The 22,721-nt window shown below is 62.0% G+C and carries 19 protein-coding genes, 2 tRNA genes and 1 pseudogene; 16 read left to right on the top strand and 6 right to left on the bottom strand.

What is annotated here, in order from left to right; all coding sequences use genetic code 11:
• The first annotated feature begins 306 nt into the window (after positions 1-306).
• From RT582_RS21105 to RT582_RS21115, 3 genes are read left to right on the top strand one after another with little or no spacing between them, the layout of a single operon-like run.
• Positions 307-963, top strand: a complete 657-nt coding sequence (locus tag RT582_RS21105) for a paraquat-inducible protein A (RefSeq protein ID WP_313479830.1) — start codon at positions 307-309, stop codon at positions 961-963.
• A complete protein-coding gene (locus RT582_RS21110) occupies positions 950-1,573 on the top strand; it encodes a paraquat-inducible protein A (RefSeq protein WP_313479832.1) in 624 nt (207 codons plus the stop codon). The genes RT582_RS21105 and RT582_RS21110 overlap by 14 nt, the downstream gene beginning before the upstream one ends.
• Positions 1,566-3,875: a PqiB family protein gene (locus RT582_RS21115; RefSeq protein WP_313479835.1), complete on the top strand. Its 2,310-nt coding sequence runs from the start codon at positions 1,566-1,568 to the stop codon at positions 3,873-3,875. Before RT582_RS21110 ends, RT582_RS21115 begins: the two co-directional genes overlap by 8 nt.
• A gap of 102 nt (positions 3,876-3,977) precedes the next feature.
• On the opposite strand, the gene mksF is transcribed toward RT582_RS21115, so the two are convergent.
• From mksF to mksB, 3 genes are all read right to left on the bottom strand, one after another.
• Complete coding sequence (mksF, locus tag RT582_RS21120; RefSeq protein WP_313479837.1) at positions 3,978-6,812, bottom strand: Mks condensin complex protein MksF; 2,835 nt, start codon at positions 6,810-6,812, stop codon at positions 3,978-3,980.
• Positions 6,809-7,510, bottom strand: coding sequence for an Mks condensin complex protein MksE (gene mksE / locus RT582_RS21125; RefSeq protein WP_313479839.1), 702 nt, complete (start codon positions 7,508-7,510; stop codon positions 6,809-6,811). Before mksE ends, mksF begins: the two co-directional genes overlap by 4 nt.
• Before the next feature lie 318 nt (positions 7,511-7,828).
• Complete coding sequence (gene mksB, locus RT582_RS21130) at positions 7,829-9,115, bottom strand: Mks condensin complex protein MksB (RefSeq protein ID WP_313479841.1); 1,287 nt, start codon at positions 9,113-9,115, stop codon at positions 7,829-7,831.
• A gap of 272 nt (positions 9,116-9,387) precedes the next feature.
• Here mksB and RT582_RS21135 point away from each other — a divergent pair, with 272 nt between their 5' ends.
• From RT582_RS21135 to rimI, 5 genes are all read left to right on the top strand, one after another.
• Positions 9,388-10,485, top strand: a complete 1,098-nt coding sequence (locus RT582_RS21135) for a carboxynorspermidine decarboxylase (RefSeq protein ID WP_313479844.1) — start codon at positions 9,388-9,390, stop codon at positions 10,483-10,485.
• A 29-nt stretch (positions 10,486-10,514) separates the two neighbouring features.
• On the top strand, positions 10,515-11,756 hold the full coding sequence (locus RT582_RS21140; RefSeq protein WP_313479847.1) for a saccharopine dehydrogenase family protein: 1,242 nt from the start codon (positions 10,515-10,517) through the stop codon (positions 11,754-11,756).
• A 420-nt stretch (positions 11,757-12,176) separates the two neighbouring features.
• Complete coding sequence (locus RT582_RS21145; protein ID WP_313479849.1) at positions 12,177-13,721, top strand: 2-isopropylmalate synthase; 1,545 nt, start codon at positions 12,177-12,179, stop codon at positions 13,719-13,721.
• On the top strand, positions 13,718-14,527 hold the full coding sequence (locus RT582_RS21150; RefSeq protein ID WP_221102734.1) for an energy transducer TonB: 810 nt from the start codon (positions 13,718-13,720) through the stop codon (positions 14,525-14,527). Before RT582_RS21145 ends, RT582_RS21150 begins: the two co-directional genes overlap by 4 nt.
• Positions 14,528-14,536: 9 nt before the next feature.
• Complete coding sequence (gene rimI, locus RT582_RS21155) at positions 14,537-14,989, top strand: ribosomal protein S18-alanine N-acetyltransferase (RefSeq protein ID WP_058064582.1); 453 nt, start codon at positions 14,537-14,539, stop codon at positions 14,987-14,989.
• A 407-nt stretch (positions 14,990-15,396) separates the two neighbouring features.
• Here rimI and RT582_RS21160 read toward each other — a convergent pair whose 3' ends face one another.
• Positions 15,397-15,939 carry a hypothetical protein gene (locus RT582_RS21160; protein ID WP_179485803.1) on the bottom strand — a complete coding sequence of 181 codons (543 nt, stop codon included), beginning with the start codon at positions 15,937-15,939 and terminating at the stop codon, positions 15,397-15,399.
• A 180-nt stretch (positions 15,940-16,119) separates the two neighbouring features.
• Between RT582_RS21160 and otsB the strand changes: the two genes are divergently transcribed.
• The 7 genes from otsB to RT582_RS21195 all read left to right on the top strand — a co-directional run bounded on the left by otsB (position 16,120) and on the right by RT582_RS21195 (position 21,554).
• On the top strand, positions 16,120-16,896 hold the full coding sequence (gene otsB, locus RT582_RS21165) for a trehalose-phosphatase (protein WP_179485804.1): 777 nt from the start codon (positions 16,120-16,122) through the stop codon (positions 16,894-16,896).
• 16 nt (positions 16,897-16,912) lie between these two features.
• A complete protein-coding gene (gene otsA / locus RT582_RS21170) occupies positions 16,913-18,328 on the top strand; it encodes an alpha,alpha-trehalose-phosphate synthase (UDP-forming) (protein ID WP_179485805.1) in 1,416 nt (471 codons plus the stop codon).
• 80 nt (positions 18,329-18,408) lie between these two features.
• Positions 18,409-19,053 (top strand): carbonate dehydratase, encoded by a 645-nt coding sequence (gene can / locus RT582_RS21175; protein ID WP_023445849.1) that lies wholly within the window; start codon positions 18,409-18,411, stop codon positions 19,051-19,053.
• A complete protein-coding gene (locus RT582_RS21180) occupies positions 19,053-19,952 on the top strand; it encodes a DMT family transporter (RefSeq protein WP_313241552.1) in 900 nt (299 codons plus the stop codon). Before can ends, RT582_RS21180 begins: the two co-directional genes overlap by 1 nt.
• Positions 19,953-20,077: 125 nt before the next feature.
• A tRNA-Met gene (locus RT582_RS21185) sits at positions 20,078-20,154 on the top strand.
• Between the two features lie 372 nt (positions 20,155-20,526).
• Positions 20,527-20,615, top strand: a tRNA-OTHER gene (locus tag RT582_RS21190).
• 18 nt (positions 20,616-20,633) lie between these two features.
• Positions 20,634-21,554 (top strand): hypothetical protein, encoded by a 921-nt coding sequence (locus tag RT582_RS21195; RefSeq protein ID WP_125862806.1) that lies wholly within the window; start codon positions 20,634-20,636, stop codon positions 21,552-21,554.
• A 10-nt stretch (positions 21,555-21,564) separates the two neighbouring features.
• On the opposite strand, the pseudogene RT582_RS21200 reads toward RT582_RS21195, so the two are convergent.
• A pseudogene (locus RT582_RS21200) lies at positions 21,565-21,831 on the bottom strand (tyrosine-type recombinase/integrase); the annotation flags it as partial.
• Between the two features lie 417 nt (positions 21,832-22,248).
• Between RT582_RS21200 and RT582_RS21205 the strand changes: the two are divergent.
• Positions 22,249-22,410, top strand: coding sequence for a hypothetical protein (locus tag RT582_RS21205; protein ID WP_185744004.1), 162 nt, complete (start codon positions 22,249-22,251; stop codon positions 22,408-22,410).
• Positions 22,411-22,530: 120 nt separating this feature from the next.
• Here the strand turns inward: RT582_RS21205 and RT582_RS21210 are convergent.
• Positions 22,531-22,721 (bottom strand): OprD family outer membrane porin (locus RT582_RS21210; RefSeq protein WP_313479859.1); only part of this gene is annotated, 191 nt, incomplete at its 5' end.

Raw genomic sequence — 22,721 nt, forward strand, 5'->3', positions numbered from 1 at the left:
AGAATCGGCCGACTGCCTGCTCGTTTGAAGATGGAGTTTATGGAGCGCTTACCTTCGGATTGCGCCGATGCTGAAATCAGCCGTTGCCGCTTTCTGTTGACGAACGGTTGCGCGACAAGCCGCGGGCCGGTTTGCGCCCTGGTGGCTATGAGTAGGCACCCAGCAGATCGGGTGCCAACGACAACGTATCGATAGTCCCACTCGGTCGTTCACTGCTACTGAGTGTCGTCGTCTTCGTCCGACTGACAGCTCACAGTGGCGTGTGCCGCTCGTTTAGAATGAGCGCTTTACTCGGATATTCTCCCCATGTCGGAATCGGCTGCTACGCCAGAGCTTGATGAAATTCCGCTCGAGCAGCTGGTCGCCTGCCCCGAATGTGATTTGCTGATGCTCAAGCCGACGCTCAACCTCGGCGAGGTAGCCGACTGCCCGCGTTGCGGTTGTGAGTTGTTTCGTTTACGGCATCGCATCGTCGGGCCTGGCTTGGCATTGGTGCTGGCCGCGCTACTGCTGTACTTCCCAGCCAACTTTCTACCTATCATGCGCCTGAACCTGCTCGGCCGCGTAACTGACGATACGGTGTGGAGTGGAGTGTTGAGCCTGTACAACAGCGGCATGCAAGGCGTTGCTGTGGTGGTGTTTCTTTGCAGCATGGCCGTGCCGCTACTTAAGTTGCTGTGCCAGCTCGCCGTGTTGCTTTGCATTGCGTTCGGTCGAGCAAAGCCGTTGGGCGTGCTGCTTTATCGGACGTATCACCATCTACGTGAATGGGGGATGCTGGAGGTATATCTGCTTGGCATTCTGGTTTCGATCATCAAGCTCAGAGACATGGCCGAGCTGAGTCTTGGTATCGGCTTGGCATGCTTTGCTGGTTTGCTGGTCGTTCAGGTGTGGTTGGAGTTGGTAATGTCGCCGCATCAGGTTTGGGAAGCCCTTTCGGAGCGTCGTGATGCGCGCTGCTGATGCCGGATTGATGGTTTGCCATGAGTGCCATCAGCTGAACCGAGCGAACGCAGCTCAGCGTCATCACCATTGCACCCGCTGCGGAGCTCGCGTGCATATGCGCCGGCCAAATAGCATCGTCCGAACCTGGGCGCTGCTCATTACCGCGGCACTGCTTTACCTGCCAGCCAATCTTCTGCCGATCATGACGGTACGCATGCTCGGTAGTGGTACGCCGGACACGATAATGTCCGGCGTTGTCACCCTGGCAAAGCACGGAATGTTCCCTATTGCCGCAGTGGTGTTTATCGCCAGTATTCTGGTTCCCACATTCAAGCTGGTTGGGATTGCGATGTTGCTGTTCTCAGTACAGCGGCATCACCCAATGTCGCCGCGCCAACGAATACTTGTTTTTCGATTCATCGAGTGGATTGGGCGATGGTCCATGCTCGACATATTTGTCATCGCCATTCTGGTGGCAATCGTCAATTTCGGCAGCCTTGCCAGCGTCGAAGCGGGCTTTGGCGCCGTTGCCTTCGCCAGCGTGGTGATACTGACCATGCTCGCCGCCATCACTTTCGACCCACGTCTTATCTGGGATAACACGGAATCCGGGGCCACGCATGACTGACCTGCCACAAGCCAATACTCGTCCCGCTTCCAGTTGGTCTGCCATCTGGATACTGCCGCTGATCGCACTGGCGATCGGCGCGTGGTTGGCTTGGGAAGCCTATAGCGAGCGGGGCATCCACATCGAGGTGGTCTTCGAAAGTGCCGAGGGTATCGAGATCGGCAAGACGTCGGTGCTCTACAAGGGCATGACGATTGGTGTCGTGAGAGATCTGCGGCTTGGCGATGATGAACGTCGACAGGTAGTAGTCGCCGAAATCGAAATGAACAAGGATGTCGATGGCTACCTGCGCAGCGGCACGCGCTTCTGGCTGGTCAAGCCCAGTGTGACTTTAGCTGGAATTACCGGCCTGGAGACCCTTGTGTCTGGCAACTACATCGGTATCAGCCCTGCCGAAGGGGAGGAAACCCGGCGTTTCGTTGCGCTGGCGGAAGAGCCGCCCATGTCCGACACCCGTATCGGCCTGCATCTTACGCTAAAGGCCGAGCGGCTCGGCTCTTTGAACCGTGGTAGCCCAGTGTTCTACCGGCAGATCCAGGTAGGCCAGGTGAAGAACTATGTGCTGGCCGAAGACGACAGCACGGTGGAAGTGCAACTGTATATCCAGCCGGAATACGCACATCTGGTGCGCAAGCACACCCGTTTCTGGAACGCCAGCGGCGTCACCGTGGATGCTGGACTGACCGGGGTGAAATTTCGTACGGAATCGCTGGCTAGCATCGTGGCCGGGGGCATTGCCTTTGCCACGCCAGCTCACCGGCAAGACAGTCCGGCGACCGATCCGAGCATTCCGTTCAGGCTTTACGAGGATTTCGATGCGGCTCAGGCGGGTATAAAAACGCTCGTTGCGCTGCAGGACTTCGATGGGCTTCAGGCAGGCCGCACAACGGTGATCTACAAGGGCATGCAGGTCGGTTTGCTAAAGAAGCTGGATATCGATTCTGACCTCAGTGGCGCACAGGCCGAGCTTTCCATTGACCCGCTGTTCGAGGACTATCTGGTCGAGGACACACAGTTTTGGGTGGTCAAACCATCGGTTTCGGTTGCCGGGATCTCGGGACTCGAGGCCTTGGTGCGCGGCAACTACATTTCCGTGCGCCCTGGAGAGAAGGGCGCGCAGGCTAGACGCAACTTTGTTGCACGCGCCAAGGCACCGCCACTGGATATACGTTCGCCGGGCCTTCACCTGGTGCTGACCGCGGACAATCTCGGCTCGCTGGATGTCGGTAGTCCTGTGCTCTACCGCCAGGTGAGGGTTGGCTCCGTTCAAAGCTACCAGTTCTCCCGCGACCAGCAGCGAGTTGTGGTTGGCGTGCATATCGAGCAGCCCTATGCCGATCTGGTAAACAGCTCGAGCCGGTTTTGGAATGCCAGTGGCATCTCCCTGACTGGAGGGCTGTCCGGTATCGAGGTGCGCAGCGAGTCGCTGCAAAGCCTGTTGGCCGGTGGGATCGCATTCGAGACGCCTGATCCGCAAGCGGCGGCCACCAAAAAAGTGCCTCGGTTTGAACTGCACAAGGACAGGGACAGCGCGATACGGCGCGGTACGTCGGTAGAAATTCGTCTGGAGCGCGGCGATGGCTTGGCGGCCGGAACGCCGATACGCTACAAGGGCCTGGACGTCGGTGAGGTCGATAGCGTGACGCTGAGCGACGATCTGGGACATGTCGTGCTGCGCGCCCGGATAACCGCTGCAGAGTCTCGTATTGCCCGCGCGGGCACCCAGTTCTGGGTGGTACGGCCCGAGCTTGGCATCATGCGCACGGCGAATTTGGACACCCTGGTCAGCGGTCCCTACCTCGAGGTTGCTCCCGGCAAGCCGGGTGCTGCAGCCCAATCGCGTTTCGTGGGGCAGGAGCGTGAGCCGCAGAAGGCGGGAGAAGGACTCACCCTGGTACTCAGCGCGGCGCGGCTGGGGTCAATCAAACCGGGTAATGCAGTCACTTACCGTGAGGTGAAAGTCGGCGAGGTGATCGGGTACGAGCTGGGCCAGACTGCAGACCGCGTGTTGATTCGCGTGCTTATCGAGCCACGCTACGCTGCGCTGGTGCACACCGGCAGCCGGTTCTGGGAAACCAGTGGCTTCGGCGTCGACTTCAGCCTGTTCAAGGGTGCCAGCCTACGTACCGATTCGCTGGAGTCGCTGATCGAGGGCGGGGTTGCCTTCGCCACCCCCGATGGCGAGCGGATGGGGCAGCGTGCGTTGCCGGGGCAGACCTTTGCCTTGTTCAGGGAGCCGCAGGAGGAGTGGTTTGATTGGGCGCCGAAGATCGAGTTGGGGCGAGCGGCCAATGCCAAGTGACGATCGGTCCGGGACGTTATTGGTGGGCTAAAGTCCACCCTACGGCGATAGCCGGATGTGCACGAAAAAGGGCCCCGTGGGGCCCTTTTCGTTTGAGGTGGGTCAGGCCGGTTCTTCGCTCCGTTGGGCTGAACCAGTGTGCTCGCGGGCGGCCGGTTCGCGACGGCTGATGTATTTCCAGTCCGCCTCGTCGATGTAGATGCCGGTCGGCCCGCTGCCGCCCTCCAGGTCGATGGCGACGTGCGCGGAGACCTGCGGTTTGACCGACGCGAGGATCGGCACGAAGCCCAGCTGCAAGCTGGTTTCGATCAGCGCCTGCTGGTTGCGCTCGTCGATGTCTGCCGCCTCGTCGAGGTAGTAGGGCAGGCGGATGCGCCCGGCCTGATCGCGGTCCATCAGGTGCAGCAACAGGTACATGTTGGTCAGCGCTTTGATGGTCATCGTGGTGCCGTTCGACGCCGCACCGTCGATGTCGGTGTGGATCACTGGCTGGCCGCCGACCTTGGTGATCTCGAATGCCAGTTCGAACAGGTCTTTCAAGCCCAGCTGGTTGTTGTTCGCCGCCACCAGCCGCGCCAGATACTCCTTGGCTTCCTCGTTCTTCGCGTCCTGTTCGGAAGATTGGGACAGATCGAACACCGAGAGCGTCTCGCCTTCCTCGTACTGCCCAGCGCTGTGGATGATCTGATCGATGTGCTTGAGCGCATCCTTGTTCGGCGCCAGCACGATGCGGAAGCTTGCCAGGTTCGAAACCTGCCGCTTGTTGATCTCGCGGTTGAATAGCGCCAGCTGGTGTTCCAGGCTCTCGTAGTCGCTGCGGATATTGCGCAGTGTCCGTGCGATGTCGGTGACGGCGGCCCGGCGGGCCTTGGCCAGGGTCAGCGCCTCGTCCTGGCGATGCGCGTAGGCATTGACCAAGAGTTGCAGACGACGCTCGGGATCTTCCTCGCTGTCGAACTTGGCCACGCCCTTCAGTCGCACCTGGGCATACAGCGCCTCGATCTGGCCGTCGACGCGCTGCAGTGCCTGCCAGCTGTCCTGGTAGTCGTTGAGCAGCGGCAGCAGGTTGTCCAGCGAGTCGTCCACCGGGTCCATGAAGGGCGTGCCGAACGGTAGGTTGCTCGGCAGCAACTGGCGACGGCGCAGGGCGTCCTCCAGGGTGCGCTCCTTGGCTTCCAGATCGGCCAATTGTCGGCCGATCAGCTGCAGCTTGGCCGACAGGTGCTGCACGCGTTCGGCGAAGGCATCACTGGTGCGCTTGAGTTCGTCCTGGGCTGCCTCGGCCTGGGCCAGCTGTTCCAGCTTGGCGGGCTCTTCGGCGGCCAGGGTCTGGCTGCGGCGGAAGTCTTCCAGCGCTTTCTGCGCATCTAGCACGGCCTGGTACAGCGCCTCGGCCTGGGCCTTGCTCGCGGCGCGGTCGACGGCCACGGCGTGCTGGGTCTTGAGCTGTTTGAGTTCGCGTTCGAGACGATCCTTCTGGTCGCGCAGGGCGGCACGGTCGGCCAGGGCCTGCAGGGCGGGTGGCTCGATATGGGAGAGGTCGATGGACAGACCCGGCACCGAGAAGGTGTCGCCCTTGAAGCGATCCAGCACCGATTCGACGGCCTTGACCCAGTCGTCACCCTCGGCGCTAATGCCTTTATCGCCGAGCGGCAGGCTGAACAGCTGGCCATTGAACAGGCGCATCAGGCGGTCGACGTCGGCCTGCGAGAATTCCTCGCGCAGGCGCGAGTAGCTGTTGTTGTCGGCGTGGTCGAGCTGCTGCTTGACCGCCTTCAGACGCTTTTCCAGGTCGCGCAGGCGTTCGTCCAGATCCTCGCTGGAGAACTGTCGGGATTGCGCGAGCGCACCGGCCAGCTCGTCGTGGGCGTCCTTGGCGGCGAGCAGCTGCTGCTCCAGTACACGGGCATCCTCGACCAGGGCGAAGCGATTCTTCAGCACCGCCAGCTCGCCGAGCCAGCGCTGGGTTTCGCTGATCTCGCGCTCCAGTCGCATGAGCTCGCCGGTGCTGCCGCGCTGCTCGTTCTGCAGGCCGTCCTGCTCGCCACGGTAGTGCTCGGCCTGGATCACCAGCTCTTCCTTGCGCGCATCCGCGTAGTCGTGCCAAGTGCCGAGGAGGTTGTCGAGCAGCGGCGACAGGCGATGCAGCTTGCCGCGCAGCAGCTCGCGCTGGGCGACGCCGGCGGCCAGGGCCTCGACCAGTGGGCCGGCGGCCACCAGTGCCTGGTAGTCCTGCTCCATGCGGCGCACGTCGCGGAAGGCTTCTTCGGTGGCGGCGATGTAGTCGACGCTGCCCGAACGCAGGCTGTGCTCGAAGGCATCGAGGAACAGCTGCTTGAGCTTGGCCGCGGTGATCTCGCGCATGTGCAGCAGGTTGATGAACAGCGCACGGAAGGTCTTCAGACTCTGCTCGCTGGTCGAGCGCAGCGGGATCAGCGTCATGTCCAGCGGGATTGAGGTGTGCCCGCCGACCAGCAGTCGGCGCAGCTCGTCCGGCTTGGCCTCGTAGGCCTTGATGCCGGCGCGTTCGAGGTTGGCGAACAGCTCGCGCTGGCGCAGGCAGGTGCCGTTCTGCTGGTAATGGTCCAGATCCAGCGAGCCCTGGTAGACGAAGAACTGATGGCCGAAGCCGCCGCCTGGGCCGCGTCCGGCGACGCCGATCACATGCGGGCCGTGGGGCAGCATGACTTCGACCAGGATGTAACTGGTGTCCGAGGCGAAGTAGAACTTGCGCGACTGCTCCAGGCTGTACTTGCCGAAGCTCATGTCCGACATGCGCGCCAGGATCGGGAACTGCAGCGCGTTGATCGAAGCGGACTTGCCGAGGTTGTTGGCGCCGTAGACCGACAACGGGTTTTCCAGCGGGAAGATGCCGAGGCTGTAGCCGGCGGTGTTCAGCAGGGCGAAGCGGCGAATGCCGTAGCGTTCCTGGCTCATGCTTCAAGCTCCTTTTCTGCAGCGATGGCGCGGGCGAGGGCGGCTTCTTCGGACTCTTCGACGAGAGCTTCGTCCGGCTCTTCGATAAGGATGATGTCGTCCTCGCTGTCGTCTTCAGCGATCAGCTGCGGCGCTGGCAACGGCAGATCGCTGCTGTGCAGGCTGGCGGCCAGGTCGCGGTCCTGCTGTACCGACAGGCAGACATCGAGAAAGCGGTGCATCGGTGGCAGGAAACGGTAGACGCCGTTGCTGTCCTCGGCGAAGCCCAGTTGCGTCAGGCGGCGAATGATCTTTTCTTCCAGCTCGTCCTGGGTGGTGACTTCGGCCTGCTGAAAGAGGTCGCGGTACTTGTCCAGCAGCGCCGGCAGTTCATCGCGACCGAGGCTGCCGCCATCGAGCACGGCCAGCGGATCGCGGCCCTGGTCGGCCAGGTGCTCGACGAGGATGAAGGTGAACAGTGCCAGGCGCTGGGCGGTCTTGTTCACCTGCGCGCCCATCTGCTCGGGGACGAAGTAATAGAAGCCGCGCGGATCGCAGACCAGCTCGAAGCCGAGCGCCTTGAACAGTGCGCGGTACTGGTCCTGCAGGTTGGAGAGCTGGGCGTAAGGCTCCGGCTCGCTGCGCGACAGGTGATAGCCCTTGAACAGCTCGCGGAAGATTGGCGCCAGCTGGGTCATTTCCTTGAGGTCGATGTTCATTCAGGTTGCTCGCTGGATCGTTGGGTAGAAATCAACAAGGTGATTTCCACAGCGTGATTTGATGGGCTTTGGCCTGTCTGTGCTGCTGGTTGGTGCCTGCCCCTCTCCCCAGAGGGGAGAGGGGGCCGCAGGTGCGGGGAGCGGAAAGCGACGTCAACCTGAGCCTTGCGATGGGCAGGCTGCGAGGCCTGGCTGCAATGCCGGATGTGAGCGCAGTATGGAAGACCGCCCGATGGAAAGCGGCGAAGCCTTTTCCATCTTTTCGATTCGGCGTGGCTGGAGGTGGACGAGCTTCGCGTTGTCCACCCTACGTAGGGCTCAGCCATTCGCATTGGCCACCAGCGCAAAGGAGCTGAGACTGACGCGGTGCTCGCGGGTCAGGTATTCGCGGCGCTCAAGCCGGTCGCGCTGGAAGCGGGCGTCACGGGACAGGCGCGAGAACCAGTAGAGCAGTTCGTCGGTGGCGCCTTCTGGCTCCTGTTCCAGCAGCCAGGCCATCAGGTCCGGTAACGGCAGTGCCTGCTGGCAGCGCTCGATCATTTCCCGAGCGGTGCGGGGCGCGCGGTGCTGCTCGTTTTTGCGCTTGCCGCTGGCCCTGGGAAATTGCGCCGGTTTCGGTTCGAAGCGGGCCAGCGCGTAGACGTAAGCCTCTACCTGGCTGGCCGTGCCGAGGAAGGTGGTCTGTGGGCGGGTAAACAGCGGCAGCGAGGCCTGCGGTACGGCATCGAGGCCCTTCTTGCGGATCGCCGACAGCGCCAGCGCCGCACCACGGGTCACGGCGTTGTGCCGGCGGGCTTCTTCGCGCAGTGGCAGCAGCAATTCGCGCGCCTTGCGCAGGGTCAGCTGGGCAGTGGTTTGCATTTCCAGGATGCGCGCGTGGGTACGCACGAGCAGGTCGTCGTCCACCAGTTGGCCCAGGCGCTGCTGTTCGCCGAGCAACTTCATCAATACCTGCTCGACCCGGTGCACGCCCTGCTCGAAGGCGCCGTCGGCGGAGACCAGTTGAATCATCGGCTCGACGTATTCGTCCCAGGTCGCCAGCACTTCGGCATAGCGCTGACGCAGTGGAATCTGCCGGTCGCTCGTCTTGGCCCGGTCGGCCACGGCGACCAGCGCCTGCTCGTCGTTATCGAGCTTCTTCAGTACATCGCGCACGCGCATATCGAGCAGGCGCAGCTGGCGGGCCAGGTCGTTGCCGTCGCGAATTTCGAATGCATCGAGGATATGCCCGGCCAGGCGCTCCAGATGGCGCAGGTAGGCTTCGATCTCCAGGCATAGGCCGAGACGGTGCTCGCGACGCAGGTAGGCGAGGAAGTCGTGGATCTGCGCGTTCAGCTCGAAGCGGTTGGGGCTCTTGGCCACCGGCACCAGGATATCCAGGCGGATCCACTGGTCGAGCAGGGCGGTAATGTCGGTGGGCGTGCCTTCGGGCAGTTGCGCGGCGAGCTGATGACGAAGTTCGATCAGGCTCAGCGTGCCCGCATCGAAACGCTCGCACAGTGGCTCGAGCAACGTCCAGTGTTCGGCGAGGGCACGCAATACGCGCTTGGGTTCGATCATCGAGGCGCCAGTCCAGCCAGTAAAAAAGCGCGAATTGTACTGCATTGACGCCCAAGTGATGGCTCGCCGGATAATCGGAAGCGCCTGAATGGCAGGTCAGGCAATCGGCAGCACAATTCACCTGAACGTCATTGCGCGCGGGTTAGCCTGTCTAGCATCGGCTATTGCGGCGGTATCGATACTGCCGAATGTCCTGAATGATGACGAAGTGTTGAAAATCTATTCCGATATGCGTCGGTAATCGGCACAATTCGCGGCTTTTGCAAACGGGGAGCTGCCGGCTCCTGTCCGGCGAAAACCCTTGGGGGCCCGTACACATGATCAATACGCCGTATTACCTCATCGACAAGCAGAAGCTGCTGGGCAATCTGGAAAAGATCGCCTATGTGCGCGAACACTCTGGCGCCAAGGCGCTGCTGGCACTCAAGTGCTTCGCCACCTGGTCGGTATTCGACCTGATGCAGCAGTACATGGACGGCACCACCTCGTCGTCGCTGTACGAGCTCAAGCTCGGTCGGCAGAAGTTTGCCGGCGAGACCCACGCCTACAGCGTGGCCTGGGCCGACGACGAGATCGAAGAGATGGTCGCCAACTGCGACAAGATCATCTTCAACTCCATCGGCCAGCTCGAGCGCTTCGAGGCTGGCACCGAAGGCATCATCCGCGGTCTGCGTGTCAATCCGCAGGTCAGCAGCTCCGACTACCTGCTGGCCGATCCGGCGCGCCCGTTCAGCCGCCTGGGCGAACACGATCCCGCGAAGATCGAGGCGGTGATCGGCAAGATCAGCGGCTTCATGTTCCACAACAACTGTGAGAACTCCAGCCTTGAGCTGTTCGACGAGATGCTGAATGCCATCGAGGAGCGCTTCGGGCATCTGCTGGAAAAGGTCGAGTGGGTCAGCCTCGGCGGCGGTATCCATTTCACCGGCGAAGGCTATCCGCTCGATGCCTTCTGCGCACGGCTGAAAGCCTTCTCGGAGAAATTCGGCGTGCAGGTCTACCTGGAGCCGGGTGAAGCGGCAATCACCATGAGTGCGTCGCTGGAAGTGACGGTGCTCGACACCCTGTACAACGGCAAGAATCTCGCGGTGGTGGACAGCTCCATCGAGGCACACATGCTCGACCTGCTGATCTATCGCCTCAACGCCAAGATGGCGCCCAACGACGGCGAGCACAGCTACATGGTGTGCGGCAAATCCTGTCTGGCCGGCGATATCTTCGGTGAGTACCAATTCGATCGTCCGCTGGCCATCGGCGATCGTCTGTCGTTCATCGACGCGGCGGGTTACACCATGGTCAAGAAAAACTGGTTCAACGGCCTGAAAATGCCGTCCATCGTGGTAAAGCAGCTCGACGGCAGCGTCGAGGTGGTTCGCGAATTCAACTTTGACGATTACCTGTCCAGCCTTTCCTAAGGTCGGCAGCTTAAGGAGTGATCACGGAATTGAAGAAAAACGTTCTTATCATTGGTGCAGGAGGTGTCGCCAAGGTGGTGGCCCATAAGTGCGCGCAGCACAACGACGAACTCGGTCGTATTGCCATCGCGTCGCGCAACATCTCCAAATGCCAGGCCATCATCGACAGCGTGCAGGCCAAGGGGGGACTGAAGCAGCCCGGCGAAATCAAGGCTTATGCGCTGGACGCCCTGGACGTGGACGCGACCAAGGCACTGATTCGTGAGACCGAATCGCAGATCGTCATCAACGTCGGTTCTGCTTTCCTCAACATGTCCGTGCTGCGTGCCTGCATCGACACCGGCGCCGCGTATCTGGATACCGCGATCCACGAAGAGCCGGGCAAGATTTGTGAAACGCCGCCGTGGTATGGCAACTACGAATGGAAGCACCTGACCGAGTGTCAGGAGAAGGGCGTCACCGCCATCCTCGGCGTTGGTTTCGACCCAGGTGTGGTCAACGCCTACGCTGCTCTGGCGCAACAGGAATACTTCGACAAGATCGAGTCGATCGATATTCTCGACGTCAATGCCGGTTCGCACGGCAAGTATTTCGCCACCAATTTCGACCCGGAAATCAATTTCCGCGAATTCACCGGTCAGGTTTACAGCTGGCAAAACAGCCGGTGGACGACCAACCGCATGTTCGAGGTCAAACGCACCGACGACCTGCCGGTCGTCGGTGAACAGAGCCTCTACCTGACTGGCCACGACGAGGTGCACTCGCTGTCCAAGCACCTCGATGTACCGAACATCCGCTTCTGGATGAGCTTTGGCGAGCACTACATCAACGTCTTTACCGTGCTGAACAGCCTTGGCCTGCTCTCCGAGCAGCCAGTGCGCACTGCCGAAGGCCTGGAAGTGGTGCCGCTCAAGGTGGTCAAGGCCGTGCTGCCTGATCCCGCCTCGCTGGCGCCGGGTTACACCGGCAAGACCTGCATCGGCGATCTGGTCAAAGGCACGAAGGATGGGCAGCCGCGCGAGCTGTTCATCTACAACGTCGCCGACCATGAAGAGGCCTACGCCGAGACCGACAGCCAAGGCATTTCCTACACCGCTGGCGTGCCGCCGGTTGCCGCCGCGCTGCTGGTAGCGCGTGGCGAGTGGGATGCGCAGCGCATGGTCAACGTCGAAGAGCTGCCGGCCCAGCCGTTCCTCAAGCTGCTCGATGTGATGGGTCTGCCGACTCGGATCAAGGATGAGCGCGGCGACCGGGCCTGGGATCAGGCTTGATCGGCTGCGCGTCGGCCCTGCTGCGTTAAAAACAGGCTCGGACGGTGGCTTGCCACCGAACGGCCTTTAGGCCGGCCCGAAGGGCGAGCGGAGCGAGTCATGCTCATTTACAGCAGTAAACTCCGCTTCCTCGCCTGTTTTTGCCTTGCATGGCTCTAGCTCGCTCGATCAGCCTAAAGCCCGCCTAAAGGCGGGCTTTGTGTTTTCTGGCGTAGGGTGGAAAACGCCGAAGGCTTTTCCACAAATGGGGCTGGCGGAAACCGCGTTGCGGTTTTCCACCCTACGCTGCTTACGGTGGATGTAAAAAACGACATCCACCCTACGAACACACCTTCGCCTTCCCGCTTCGTCGATTTCACGCGACAATCCACGGAGTACAAGCGCCCTCCGAGAGGCGCTCGGCAGCCGTGAGGATTTCCTATGAGCAGCAATGATCGCGTCATCATCTTCGACACCACCCTGCGCGACGGCGAGCAGAGCCCCGGCGCGTCCATGACCGGTGAGGAAAAGCTGCGCATCGCCCGTGCGCTGGAGCGGCTGAAGGTGGACGTGATCGAAGCCGGCTTCGCCATCGCCAGCCCGGGCGATTTCGCCGCGGTGAAGCTGGTGGCCGACAACATCAAGGACAGCACCGTGTGCAGTCTGGCGCGCGCTGTCGATGCCGACATCGAGCGTGCCGCCGAAGCACTGGCCGGCGCCAACTCCGGGCGCATCCACACCTTTATCGCCACCAGCCCGATCCACATGCAGTACAAGCTGCGCATGCAGCCGGACCAAGTGGTCGAGCAGGCCGTGCGTGCGGTGAAGAAGGCGCGCAGCCTGTGTGCTGACGTGGAATTCTCCTGCGAAGACGCCGGCCGCTCGGAAATCGACTTCCTCTGCCGCATCATCGAGGCCGCGATCGACGCCGGCGCGCGCACCATCAACATCCCGGATACCGTCGGCTACGCCATCCCGCACCAGTACGCCGAAACCATCCGCCAGCTGCTCGAGCGCATCCCCAACGCCGACAAGGCGGTGTTCTCCGTGCATTGCCATAACGACCTCGGCCTGGCCGTGGCCAACTCGCTGGCGGCCGTTGTGGCTGGCGCGCGCCAAGTGGAATGCACCATCAACGGCCTCGGCGAACGTGCCGGCAACGCCGCGCTGGAAGAGATCGTCATGGCGATCAAGACCCGCCAGGACTTGCTCGACGTGCACACCCGCATCGAGACTGAGCACATCCTCGCTGCCTCGCGCCTGGTGTCTGGCATCACCGGCTTCCCGGTGCAGCCGAACAAGGCCATCGTCGGCGCCAACGCCTTCGCCCACGAGTCGGGCATCCACCAGGACGGCGTGCTCAAGCATCGCGAAACCTACGAGATCATGTCCGCTCAGTCGGTCGGCTGGAACGCCAACAAGATGGTCATGGGCAAGCATTCCGGCCGCGCCGCATTCCGTTCGCGTCTGGATGAACTGGGCATCCTTTTGGAAGGCGACGAGCTGAATGCCGCGTTCGCCCGCTTCAAGGAGCTGGCCGACAAGAAGCACGAAATCTTCGACGAAGACCTGCAGGCGCTGGTCTCCGACACCCTGGCCGACGAAGCGCCTGAGCACTTCAAGCTGGCCAGCCTGGAAGTCGCGAGCAAGACCGGCACCATCCCCGAAGCCAAGCTGGTGCTCAGCGTCGACGGTGCCGAGCGCAGCGCCCAGGCCCAGGGCTCCGGCCCGGTCGACGCCACCTTCAAAGCCATCGAGGCGGTCGCCGAATCGGGCGCCACGCTGCAGCTGTATTCGGTCAACGCCATCACCCAGGGCACCGACTCCCAGGGTGAAGTCACCGTGCGGCTGGAGAAGGGCGGGCGCATCGTCAACGGCAACGGCGCCGATACCGATATCGTCGTCGCGTCGGCCAAGGCTTACCTCAACGCGCTGAACCTGATGCAGGTCGGCGCCAAGGCTCACCCACAGGTGGAAGGCGTTTGATCAACGAAGCCCGGCGTCGCGCCTACCTCGACGCCATGCAGGTGGCCAGCTGGCTGCCGCGTACCGAACTGCCTTTCGCTGCGCCGTCGCGGCCGGAGCTGCTGTTGCCGGTCGCGGCCGAAACGGAGCCAGACATTGCCGTCGCACCGCCAGCCGAGGTGCCGGTGGCCGCGCCGGTAGTGGAACGGGCCCCCGCAGCACCTGTCGTCGAGCCGCCACAGGCGCCGCGTCCGCGTATCGCCATGCCGGAACCCAAGCAGCCGGAACCGGTTGCTGCTGCGGCGGTAGAACAGGCGGCCGAACCGGCCAAACCCATCGAGCCACCGCCACGTTTCTCGCTGCAGCTGATGCGCGCCGGCAACGTGTTGCTGGTGGTGGAGTTGCCCACCGGCGAATCCTTCCAGAGCCGCGACCCGGCCTACATCCTGCTCAAGGACCTGCTGCGCGCCGCACGCCTGCCGGACAAGCCGCAGCAGGTCGGCGATGGCGAGCCGATTCGCTGGCCGCTGCTGAACAAGGGCAGCCTCGACCAGGGTGGAGAAGCCGCGCGTGATTACGTGCAGGGCGTGATGGCCGCCGAGCTGGAAAACATGGGCTGCGATTGCATCTGGCTGATCGGTCGTCCGGCGCTGCGTTTCGCCGGTGAAGTGGATGTCGACGCCTGCTATCGCGAACTGGCTGTCGAGGGGCTCGGTCGCGCACTGGCGATGCCCGGCCTGGAACAGCTGATGGAGCAGCCGGCCGCCAAGGCCGAGCTGTGGAAAACCCTGCGCCGCAGCATGCCGCGCTGGCACATAGGTTCATGAGTACGTGTGATGAGTGATGCTGTCAGCTTCCGCCCGATGACCGCGGCGGACATCGAAGCCGTGTTGAAGATCGAGTACGCCGCCTTCAGCCACCCCTGGACGCGCGGCATCTTCAACGACGCGCTGAGTGCCTACGAGTGCTGGGTGATGTTCGAGGGCGAGCAGCAGGTCGGCCACGGTGTGATCAACCTGATCCTTGACGAGGCGCACCTGCTCAATATCACCGTCAAGCCGCAGAGCCAGGGCCGCGGGCTTGGACTGCGGTTGCTGGAACACCTCATGCAGCGCGCCCGCGAACGAGGCGGCCGCGAATGCTTCCTCGAAGTACGTGCGAGCAACACCACGGCCTATCGGCTTTACGAGCGTTATGGCTTCAACGAAGTTGGCCGGCGCCGGGCCTACTACCCGGCGGCAGACGGCCGTGAAGATGCGCTGGTGATGGCCTGCACCCTGCTGGATTGACTGCTGCGGGCGGAGCTCCAGCTCTGAGCCGGAGGTCGCCGGCGTCTACGTCTCGAGGTTGCCGATCTCCGACCGTTGCCGCTCTCGAAGGGTGGATCACGCGCCACCGATTCACCGTGCTCGCGTCACTGTGGATGTAAAAAGCGACATCCACCCTACGTCTACTGGACTGATACCTAGGGCAGAGGCTCCGGCGGCCGGAGCTCGTCGGCGCCCACGTCTCGCTGTTGCCAAGCTCTGAATGTTGCCGGCCTCGTAGGGTGGATCACGCTTCACCGATCCACCGTGTTCGCGTCAAGGTGGATGTAAAAGGCGACATCCACCCTACATCTACGAAGTAAGCCGAGGCCTTATGAGCTCCGGGGCCATGTCGCTTCCGCCTACCGAGTGCGGCAAATGGCTCCGCTTTATTCCCCCGGCCGCTTGTCCCGTCCGGAATCCAGTGGGGCTTCGCCTTCCAGTTCTTCGTCCGACAGCACGCTGTCGTCCTCGCGCAATACCGCATCGCCGCCGCTGAGGCCGGTGTCTTCGTCGCCTTTGGCGGGGCCGTCCCAGGGTTTGCCGTCGAGCGGGTCGTAGCGGCCGAGTTCGGCCTCGTCGAGATCCACATCGGCGCCGATCTCATGCTCGGAAACCACGCTCAGGTCCTGATCGGCCGGCTCGCCATGGCCGCGTTCGCTCGGCGAGCGTGCGCCGTCCTCGGGGATCAGCGTTTCCGGTGCCATGTCGTCCATCGTGGTCTCGCCATCCGGGACTTCACCCGCGGTCATGCCTGCTTCGGCGGCGCGTTCGGCGGAGAACTCGTCGGCCACCTGTTCACCGGGCACTTCGTCGCCGATGCGGCCCTTGCGCTCGTCACGGCGCTGATCGAAATCGAGCTGTTCGATGGAGCCCATGCGGTCTTCGGTGTTGTCGATTTCTGTTGGGGTGTAGGGTTTTTGATCGCTCATGATCGTCTCCTGTCAGAACGTCGGTCATGCAGGTTGTGACCCGGCTGCCCTGGGAAGATTCAGGGCTGTCGGCTGGCCGATAACGCCATTCGGGTCCATCCTTTCCTGCGGCCGTAGATGCCTGAGCGTCTTGAGAAAAAGGGGACGAACCACCGCGCGTGATCCGGAGTCCTACTCTGCATGAATGATCAAAACGACCAACCCGCGCCAGAGCCTCGGCGCTACGCCTTCTTCTTCGATGTCGACGGAACGCTGGCTGAGATTCAGCCCCGACCGGAGCTCGTCTTCATTCCACCGGCCACCCTCGCGGCCCTGGAACGCCTGCATGCCAGCGGCATTCCCGTCGCCGTGATCTCCGGCCGACCGCTCGCGCAGCTCGATGCGCTGCTGGCGCCCCTGCAACTTCCCGCCGCCGGCGTCCACGGTGCGGAGCGCCGCGATGCCACGGGTGAGCTGCGCAATTTGGCACTCGACAATCAGGCGCTGGCGCGCATCCAGCGTGAGTTGCAGCAGGCCTGCAGCGAGCATCCCGGTCTGCACCTGGAGAACAAGAACGTCGCCTTTGCCCTGCATTTCCGTCAGGCGCCGGAGCTGGAGGAGGTTGCCCGCACACTCGCCGAAGGCTTCGCCCAGCGTTACGCCGAGGTACTGACCCTGCAGCCCGGCAAGTGCGTGTTCGAACTCAAGCCCCGCGGCGCGAGCAAGGGCGAGGTGATCCGCGCCTTCATGCAGGAAGCGCCGTTCGCCGGCCGCACTCCAGTGTTCCTTGGCGACGACCTCACCGACGAAGCCGGCTTTGCCGCCGTCAATGCGCTCGGCGGTCGATCCATCAAGGTTGGCGACGGCGCCAGCGAGGCCCACGAACGGGTGGCGTCGGTGGCTGCCGTCGGCAGCTGGATCGAAGCGCTGCTGAACGAACTCGGTGTGCCGGCCGAGCCCAGAACAAAACCCGACTAGAGCGAGATTTACTGCCATGAGCCGTTTAGTAGTGGTTTCCAACCGCGTGGCGCCAATCAAACCGGGCAAGGTAGCCGCCGGAGGGCTGGCCGTCGGTGTCTACGATGCGCTGCGCCAGGCCGGTGGCATCTGGTTCGGCTGGAGCGGCGAGATCAATGCAACGCCAGCCATCAATACCGAGGAAGTGGGCAACATCACCTACGTCACGCTGCCGCTGAACAAGCGTGACTACGATCAGTACTACCGCGGCTTCTCCAACAACACGCTCTGGCCGATTTTTCACTATCGCATCGACTTGGCGCGCTACAGCCGCGAAGAGTACGACGGCTACCGGCGGGTCAACGGCATGCTGGCCGAGAAACTCCTACCGCTGCTTGAACCTGACGACATCATCTGGATACACGACTACCACCTGATCCCGTTCGCCGAAGCCTGTCGCCAGCTGGGCATCCGCAACCGCATCGGCTTCTTCCTGCATATCCCGTTTCCCGCGCCGGAGATCCTCACCGCGATCCCGCCGCACAACGAGCTGCTGAAGACCCTCTGCTACTACGACCTGATCGGCTTCCAGACCGACACCGACCGCCTGGCCTTCCAGGACTACATCACCCGCGAAGTGCGCGGTGTGATCGAGCCGGACGGCAGCCTGACCGCCTACGGGCAGAACTTCCGCGCCGGCGTGTACCCGATCGGCGTGGTACCGGACGAAATCCAGAAGCTCGCCGAAGGCTACAAGGGCCGCGCCCATCCCATGCGCCGGGCCAGCGATACCCGGCGCCAGACCATCATCTCGGTCGACCGCCTGGACTACTCCAAGGGCCTGGTGGAGCGCTTCCGCGCCTACGAAGAGTTTCTCGACCGCTATCCCAAACACCGCAACAACGTCGAATTTCTGCAGATCGCGCCAACCTCGCGTTCCGACGTGCGCACCTATCAGCACATCCGCGAGCAGCTGGAAAGCCAGGCCGGGCACCTCAACGGGCGCCTGTCCGATCTTGACTGGACGCCGCTGCACTATCTCAACAAGAGCTACGACCGCCGCGTGCTGATGGGCCTGTTCCGCACCGCCGACGTCGGCTTCGTCACGCCGCTGCGCGACGGCATGAACCTGGTCGCCAAAGAATACGTCGCCGCGCAGGACCCGGAAGATCCCGGCGTGCTGGTGCTGTCGCGCTTCGCCGGTGCGGCGCGCGAGCTGACCTCCGCACTGATCGTCAATCCGTACGACTGCGTCGGCATGGCCGAAGCGCTCGACCGCGCGCTGAGCATGCCGCTGGCCGAACGCAAGGACCGCTACGAGCACCTGATGCGCGCCATTCGTGCCGCCGATCTGGATGCCTGGCGCGACAACTTCATGCGTGACCTGCGCTCGTTCGTCTCCCAGCCCAGCACCACGGTCATCGAGACGGAAGAACTCGTCGAGCCGGACTGATCGCCCGCGCGAGCCGGCCTTGCTTGTCAAAGGCCAGGCCGGCTCGTAAGGTGCGGGGCCGAACCATAGGGACAACGTAGATGAGCGAGCTGGAACCGCTGTTCGAGAACAACGCCCGCTGGGCCGAGGCCATCAAGGAAGAAGACCCCACCTTCTTCGAGAAACTGTCCAAGCAGCAGGCGCCGGAATACCTGTGGATCGGCTGCTCCGATGCCCGCGTGCCCGCCAACGAGATCGTCGGCCTGCTGCCGGGCGACCTGTTCGTCCATCGCAACGTCGCCAATGTCGTGCTGCACACCGACCTCAACTGCCTGTCGGTCATCCAGTACGCGGTCGACGTGCTCAAGGTCAAACACATCCTTGTCACCGGCCATTACGGCTGCGGTGGCGTGCGCGCCTCCATGCGTGACGACCAGCTGGGTCTGATCGACGGCTGGCTGCGCAGCATCCGCGACCTCTACTACGAGCATCGCGTGCACCTTTCCAAGCTGACCAGCGAAGAGGAGCAGGTCGACCGCCTCTGCGAGCTCAACGTCATCCAGCAGGTTGCCAACGTCAGCCACACCACCATCGTCCAGAACGCCTGGCACCGCGGCCAGCCGCTGGCCGTGCACGGCTGCATCTACGGCATCAAGGATGGCCTGTGGAAGAACCTCAACGTCACCGTCAGCGGACTCGATCAGCTGCCGTCGCAATACCGCCTGCGTCCGCTGCGTAACGCCTGATGAACAGCCGCCACGCCCCGGCCTTCGCCGGTCTGCTCATCGCTGTGCTCTGCTGGAGCGGCAATGCATTGGTCGCCCGTGCCTTCTATGACCAGATCCCGCCGCTGAGCCTGTCGTTCTGGCGTTGGGTGCTGGCCACGACACTGCTGTTGCCCTTCGTGGCGAAAGGCATCTGGACCCACCGAGCGGCCCTGCGTGCTGCCGGCTGGCGCCTGCCGGTGATCGCCGCGCTCGGCATCGCCAGTTACAACTCGCTGCTCTACACCGCTGCGCAAAGCACCGAAGCGATCAACCTGACGCTGGTGAATACCTGCCTGCCGCTAGCAACCTTCATCGGCGCGGGTTTTCTGCTCGGTGAATGGCCACTGCGCCGCGCCTGGTTCGGCATGGCCGTGGCAGCGGCGGGGCTGCTCTACCTGATCAGCCGTGGCAGCTGGCAGACGTTCGCCAGCCTGTCGTTCAAGGCCGGCGACCTCATCATGCTGCTGGCAGTGCTGGTGTGGGCGCTGTACACGCTGCTGCTGCGGCGCTGGTCGAGTTTCCTTACCGTGCCACCGCTGGTGCTGCTCGGCGTGCTGATGCTGCTTGGTGTGCCGCTGATCCTGCCGTTCTACCTGTACGAACTGAGCCGGGTAGGGGGCTTCGCCGCCACGCCGGCCAACCTCGGCGCCATCGGCTACACCGCCGTGTTCGCCTCGCTGATCGCCTACCTCGCCTGGAACCACGGGGTAAAAGTCGTCGGCGCCGCCAAGGCCGCCATGGCCAGCTACCTGATGCCCGTCTTCACCGCACTGCTCGGCTGGCTGCTGCTCGGCGAGGCCCTGCAACCCTTCCACTGGATCGGCGGCACCCTGATCTTCGCCGGCCTGCTGCTGGCCACGCGGTCGTCATTTCGCTAGCGGCGCCCCACATGGCGCATCCTAGGCGCCATTGACCGTTCGTAACTAACCGTTTGAAAAGGATAAAAAATCTGCGGAGCCAGGGTTGACAGCCCAAACCGACCAGAGAATAATGCGCGCCACTTGGCTACATAGCTCAGTTGGTTAGAGCGCAGCATTCATAATGCTGATGTCCCAGGTTCAAGTCCCGGTGTAGCCACCAGACACAGGAAGGCGGTTAGCGAAAGCTAACCGCCTTTTTTGTTTTCTGGCCAGTGACTACCGCCTCCCGGATCGCCTAGCAGCACCCCTTCCGTTGATGCTGCTTCGTGAACGTTACCCCCACCGCTTCACTGGCCGTGTCTGGGTGGAAAATAAATCTGTCCCCTTTTCCGCCTAGCCACCAGACAAAACAAAGGGTTAGCGAAAGCTAGGCCTTTGTCGTTTTTGGCCCTGTTCCAGAAGCGTCCCAACGCTGTCGCCCGCCCCTCCGAAGCCAAATATCTCTGACGACTAGACCCCGACATGGTACGCCCCGCCACCTAGATAGAGCCGGCCCTCCCGGGTGAGCCATCACTTCACGTATACTCATGTCGACGATGTAGTGAAAAGGCATCACGCCCGCCGATTAAAGGCCAACCATTTTGAAAGCGGGAATTATGGGTTCGACTCCCAGCGTCGTCACAGAATTCGAGGGATGCGATGTCAGGTTCAAAAGATGCTGCCCAGCTGGGCGTAAATGACCACACGCAAGGTGTGGCCCCCAAGAACACCTACGGCACCCAAGCCTTAGCAGACTTCCTAACCGTCATAGGAAGTGGTGTAGCCGACTTAAACACCATTGCAGTTGGCCTCGCAGCAATTGGTCCCGACCATATAAAACCCGAAGGCTTAAATGTCAGCTGGTCGCCTAGCGATCCGGTAACTGCTGCACGCAAAGCACGTAAAGCAGCCGTACATGCCGCCATGGTGGTTGCCGTCGAGGCACTCAGTCAATATGTTCGCGCAATAATAAAATTGCCTCGATTTGAAAAGCTGAATGAAGAATGGCGCTTGAGGAGACCAACGCCGTCAGCTGCCGAACGCTTCTCCGAACTAACTAAGATGTTACTCAGTTCTCCCCCCCAAGGAAGAACTCCGTCTGAAGTAGATTTTCGATATAGAACATGCTGCGTGTTGCTGCTTATCCATTGGCGTAACCGCCACGTCCACACAGACTCGAACGCAGAACTTACGCATCAAGAAAAGCAGCTAATTCATTCCCAGGACAAGTACATCCGCGAAGCATATGCAGGGCTCGATGTTGATCAGCTTTTCGGAGATTTCAAAAAAAACCGTCCTACGCTGAAAGACGCTACAACGCTGATAGCGATGGCCATCCAGGAAGTTAGAGCAATGGATGAAGCTGTATTCGCCTGCCAAGATGCAGCTGATCTAAATGCTTGGCTGGATCACTACGAACTCACCGACAGAATTAAAATTATCCAGCGCGATACTAAGCCTGAGAGGCAAAGAGCTTCGATACTTCGCATGCTGCATACCCACGCCCCCTATCTAAAGCCGTGGTACGAGAAGTACCATCCGGAACCACAAGCAAGCAGTGGCGAAGCGTCCCTCGCTTAGCGCCAGCCCCTTACCGTGCGTCCAGCAGGGCTAAAGGAGACATGCTCAAAGCTGTGGCGAAGTGATCCGGAGCCAAGTGCGAATAGCGCATGGTCATCTTGATATCTCCATGACCTAAAATCCGCTGCAAGGTGAGGATGTTGCCGCCCTGCATCATGTAGTGACCGGCGAACGTATGCCGCAGGATGTGGGTCATCTGCCCAGGCGTATGCAGCTCGGTACGCTCATAAGCTTTGCGGAAAGCAGACCGGCAGGAGCTGAACAGCTTTCCATATCCCTGGATATCCCCTCGGTATTCCCCAATGCCTTGCGACTCCGAAGGCCTGCCCAGATGCTCTGCGAACCGCAGACGTCTCTAGATGGACAGTTCGAAGCCTCGTATTGGCATGGCCAGTAGGGAGAAGCTAGCGTGAGGAGCGGCCTAGGTAAATAGAAGCGGTGACTACTTCGACAGCTTTCTAGGGTACTTTTGGGGGCAGCGGAGGCGAAGATACTGGGCTTCTCTGGCCCAATAAGGGGTGATGCACATGTGATATATAATGCCGACCCTCGCATTTGCCCGGCGCACAGGCCGCAACGGTAGGGATTCCGGTGCATGGCGAGCCGTTGACCATGCCGTGCGGGCAGCGCAGAATCGCGCCATTTGGCGGGGCGGCCCCGCCTGCAGTTTTCTTCTTATGCAGTAGGGCGTGTGATGAATACGTTGCTGTCTGCGGTCTCGGTGATCGTTTGTGTGTTGGCATTCAGTGCGGGTGTGATGCTCGATGTTCGGCACAAGCCGAGTGACGAGGCGAAGCGGGTGTATACCGCGGAGCGGGTGAACGAGATTCTGCGGCGTAATACCAAGCAGAGCTGAGCCGAGAGGCAAGGCGGCGGAATAAAAAAAGGCGGCCCGAGGGTCGCCTTTTTCATGCCCGAAAAAAGCCGGGCGCAAGCCCGGCGAAGTCCAACGAGGAGAGGTGCTGCGGCGTGGTGCTTACCAGAGTGGCAGGCTGTAGCTGACGATGAAGCGGTTCTCGTCGAGATCGCTCTGGAAGTTGCTGCGCGTGGTGGCATTGCGCAGCTTGAAGCCGAGGTTTTTCAGCGGGCCGTTCTGGATGACATAGGCGATATCGGTGTTGCGCTCCCAGGTCTTGCCTTCGCTGGCGCCGGCGCCACGGTCGACGT

The organism is Stutzerimonas kunmingensis (assembly GCF_032106285.1).
Classification (GTDB): Bacteria; Pseudomonadota; Gammaproteobacteria; order Pseudomonadales; family Pseudomonadaceae; genus Stutzerimonas; species Stutzerimonas kunmingensis_B.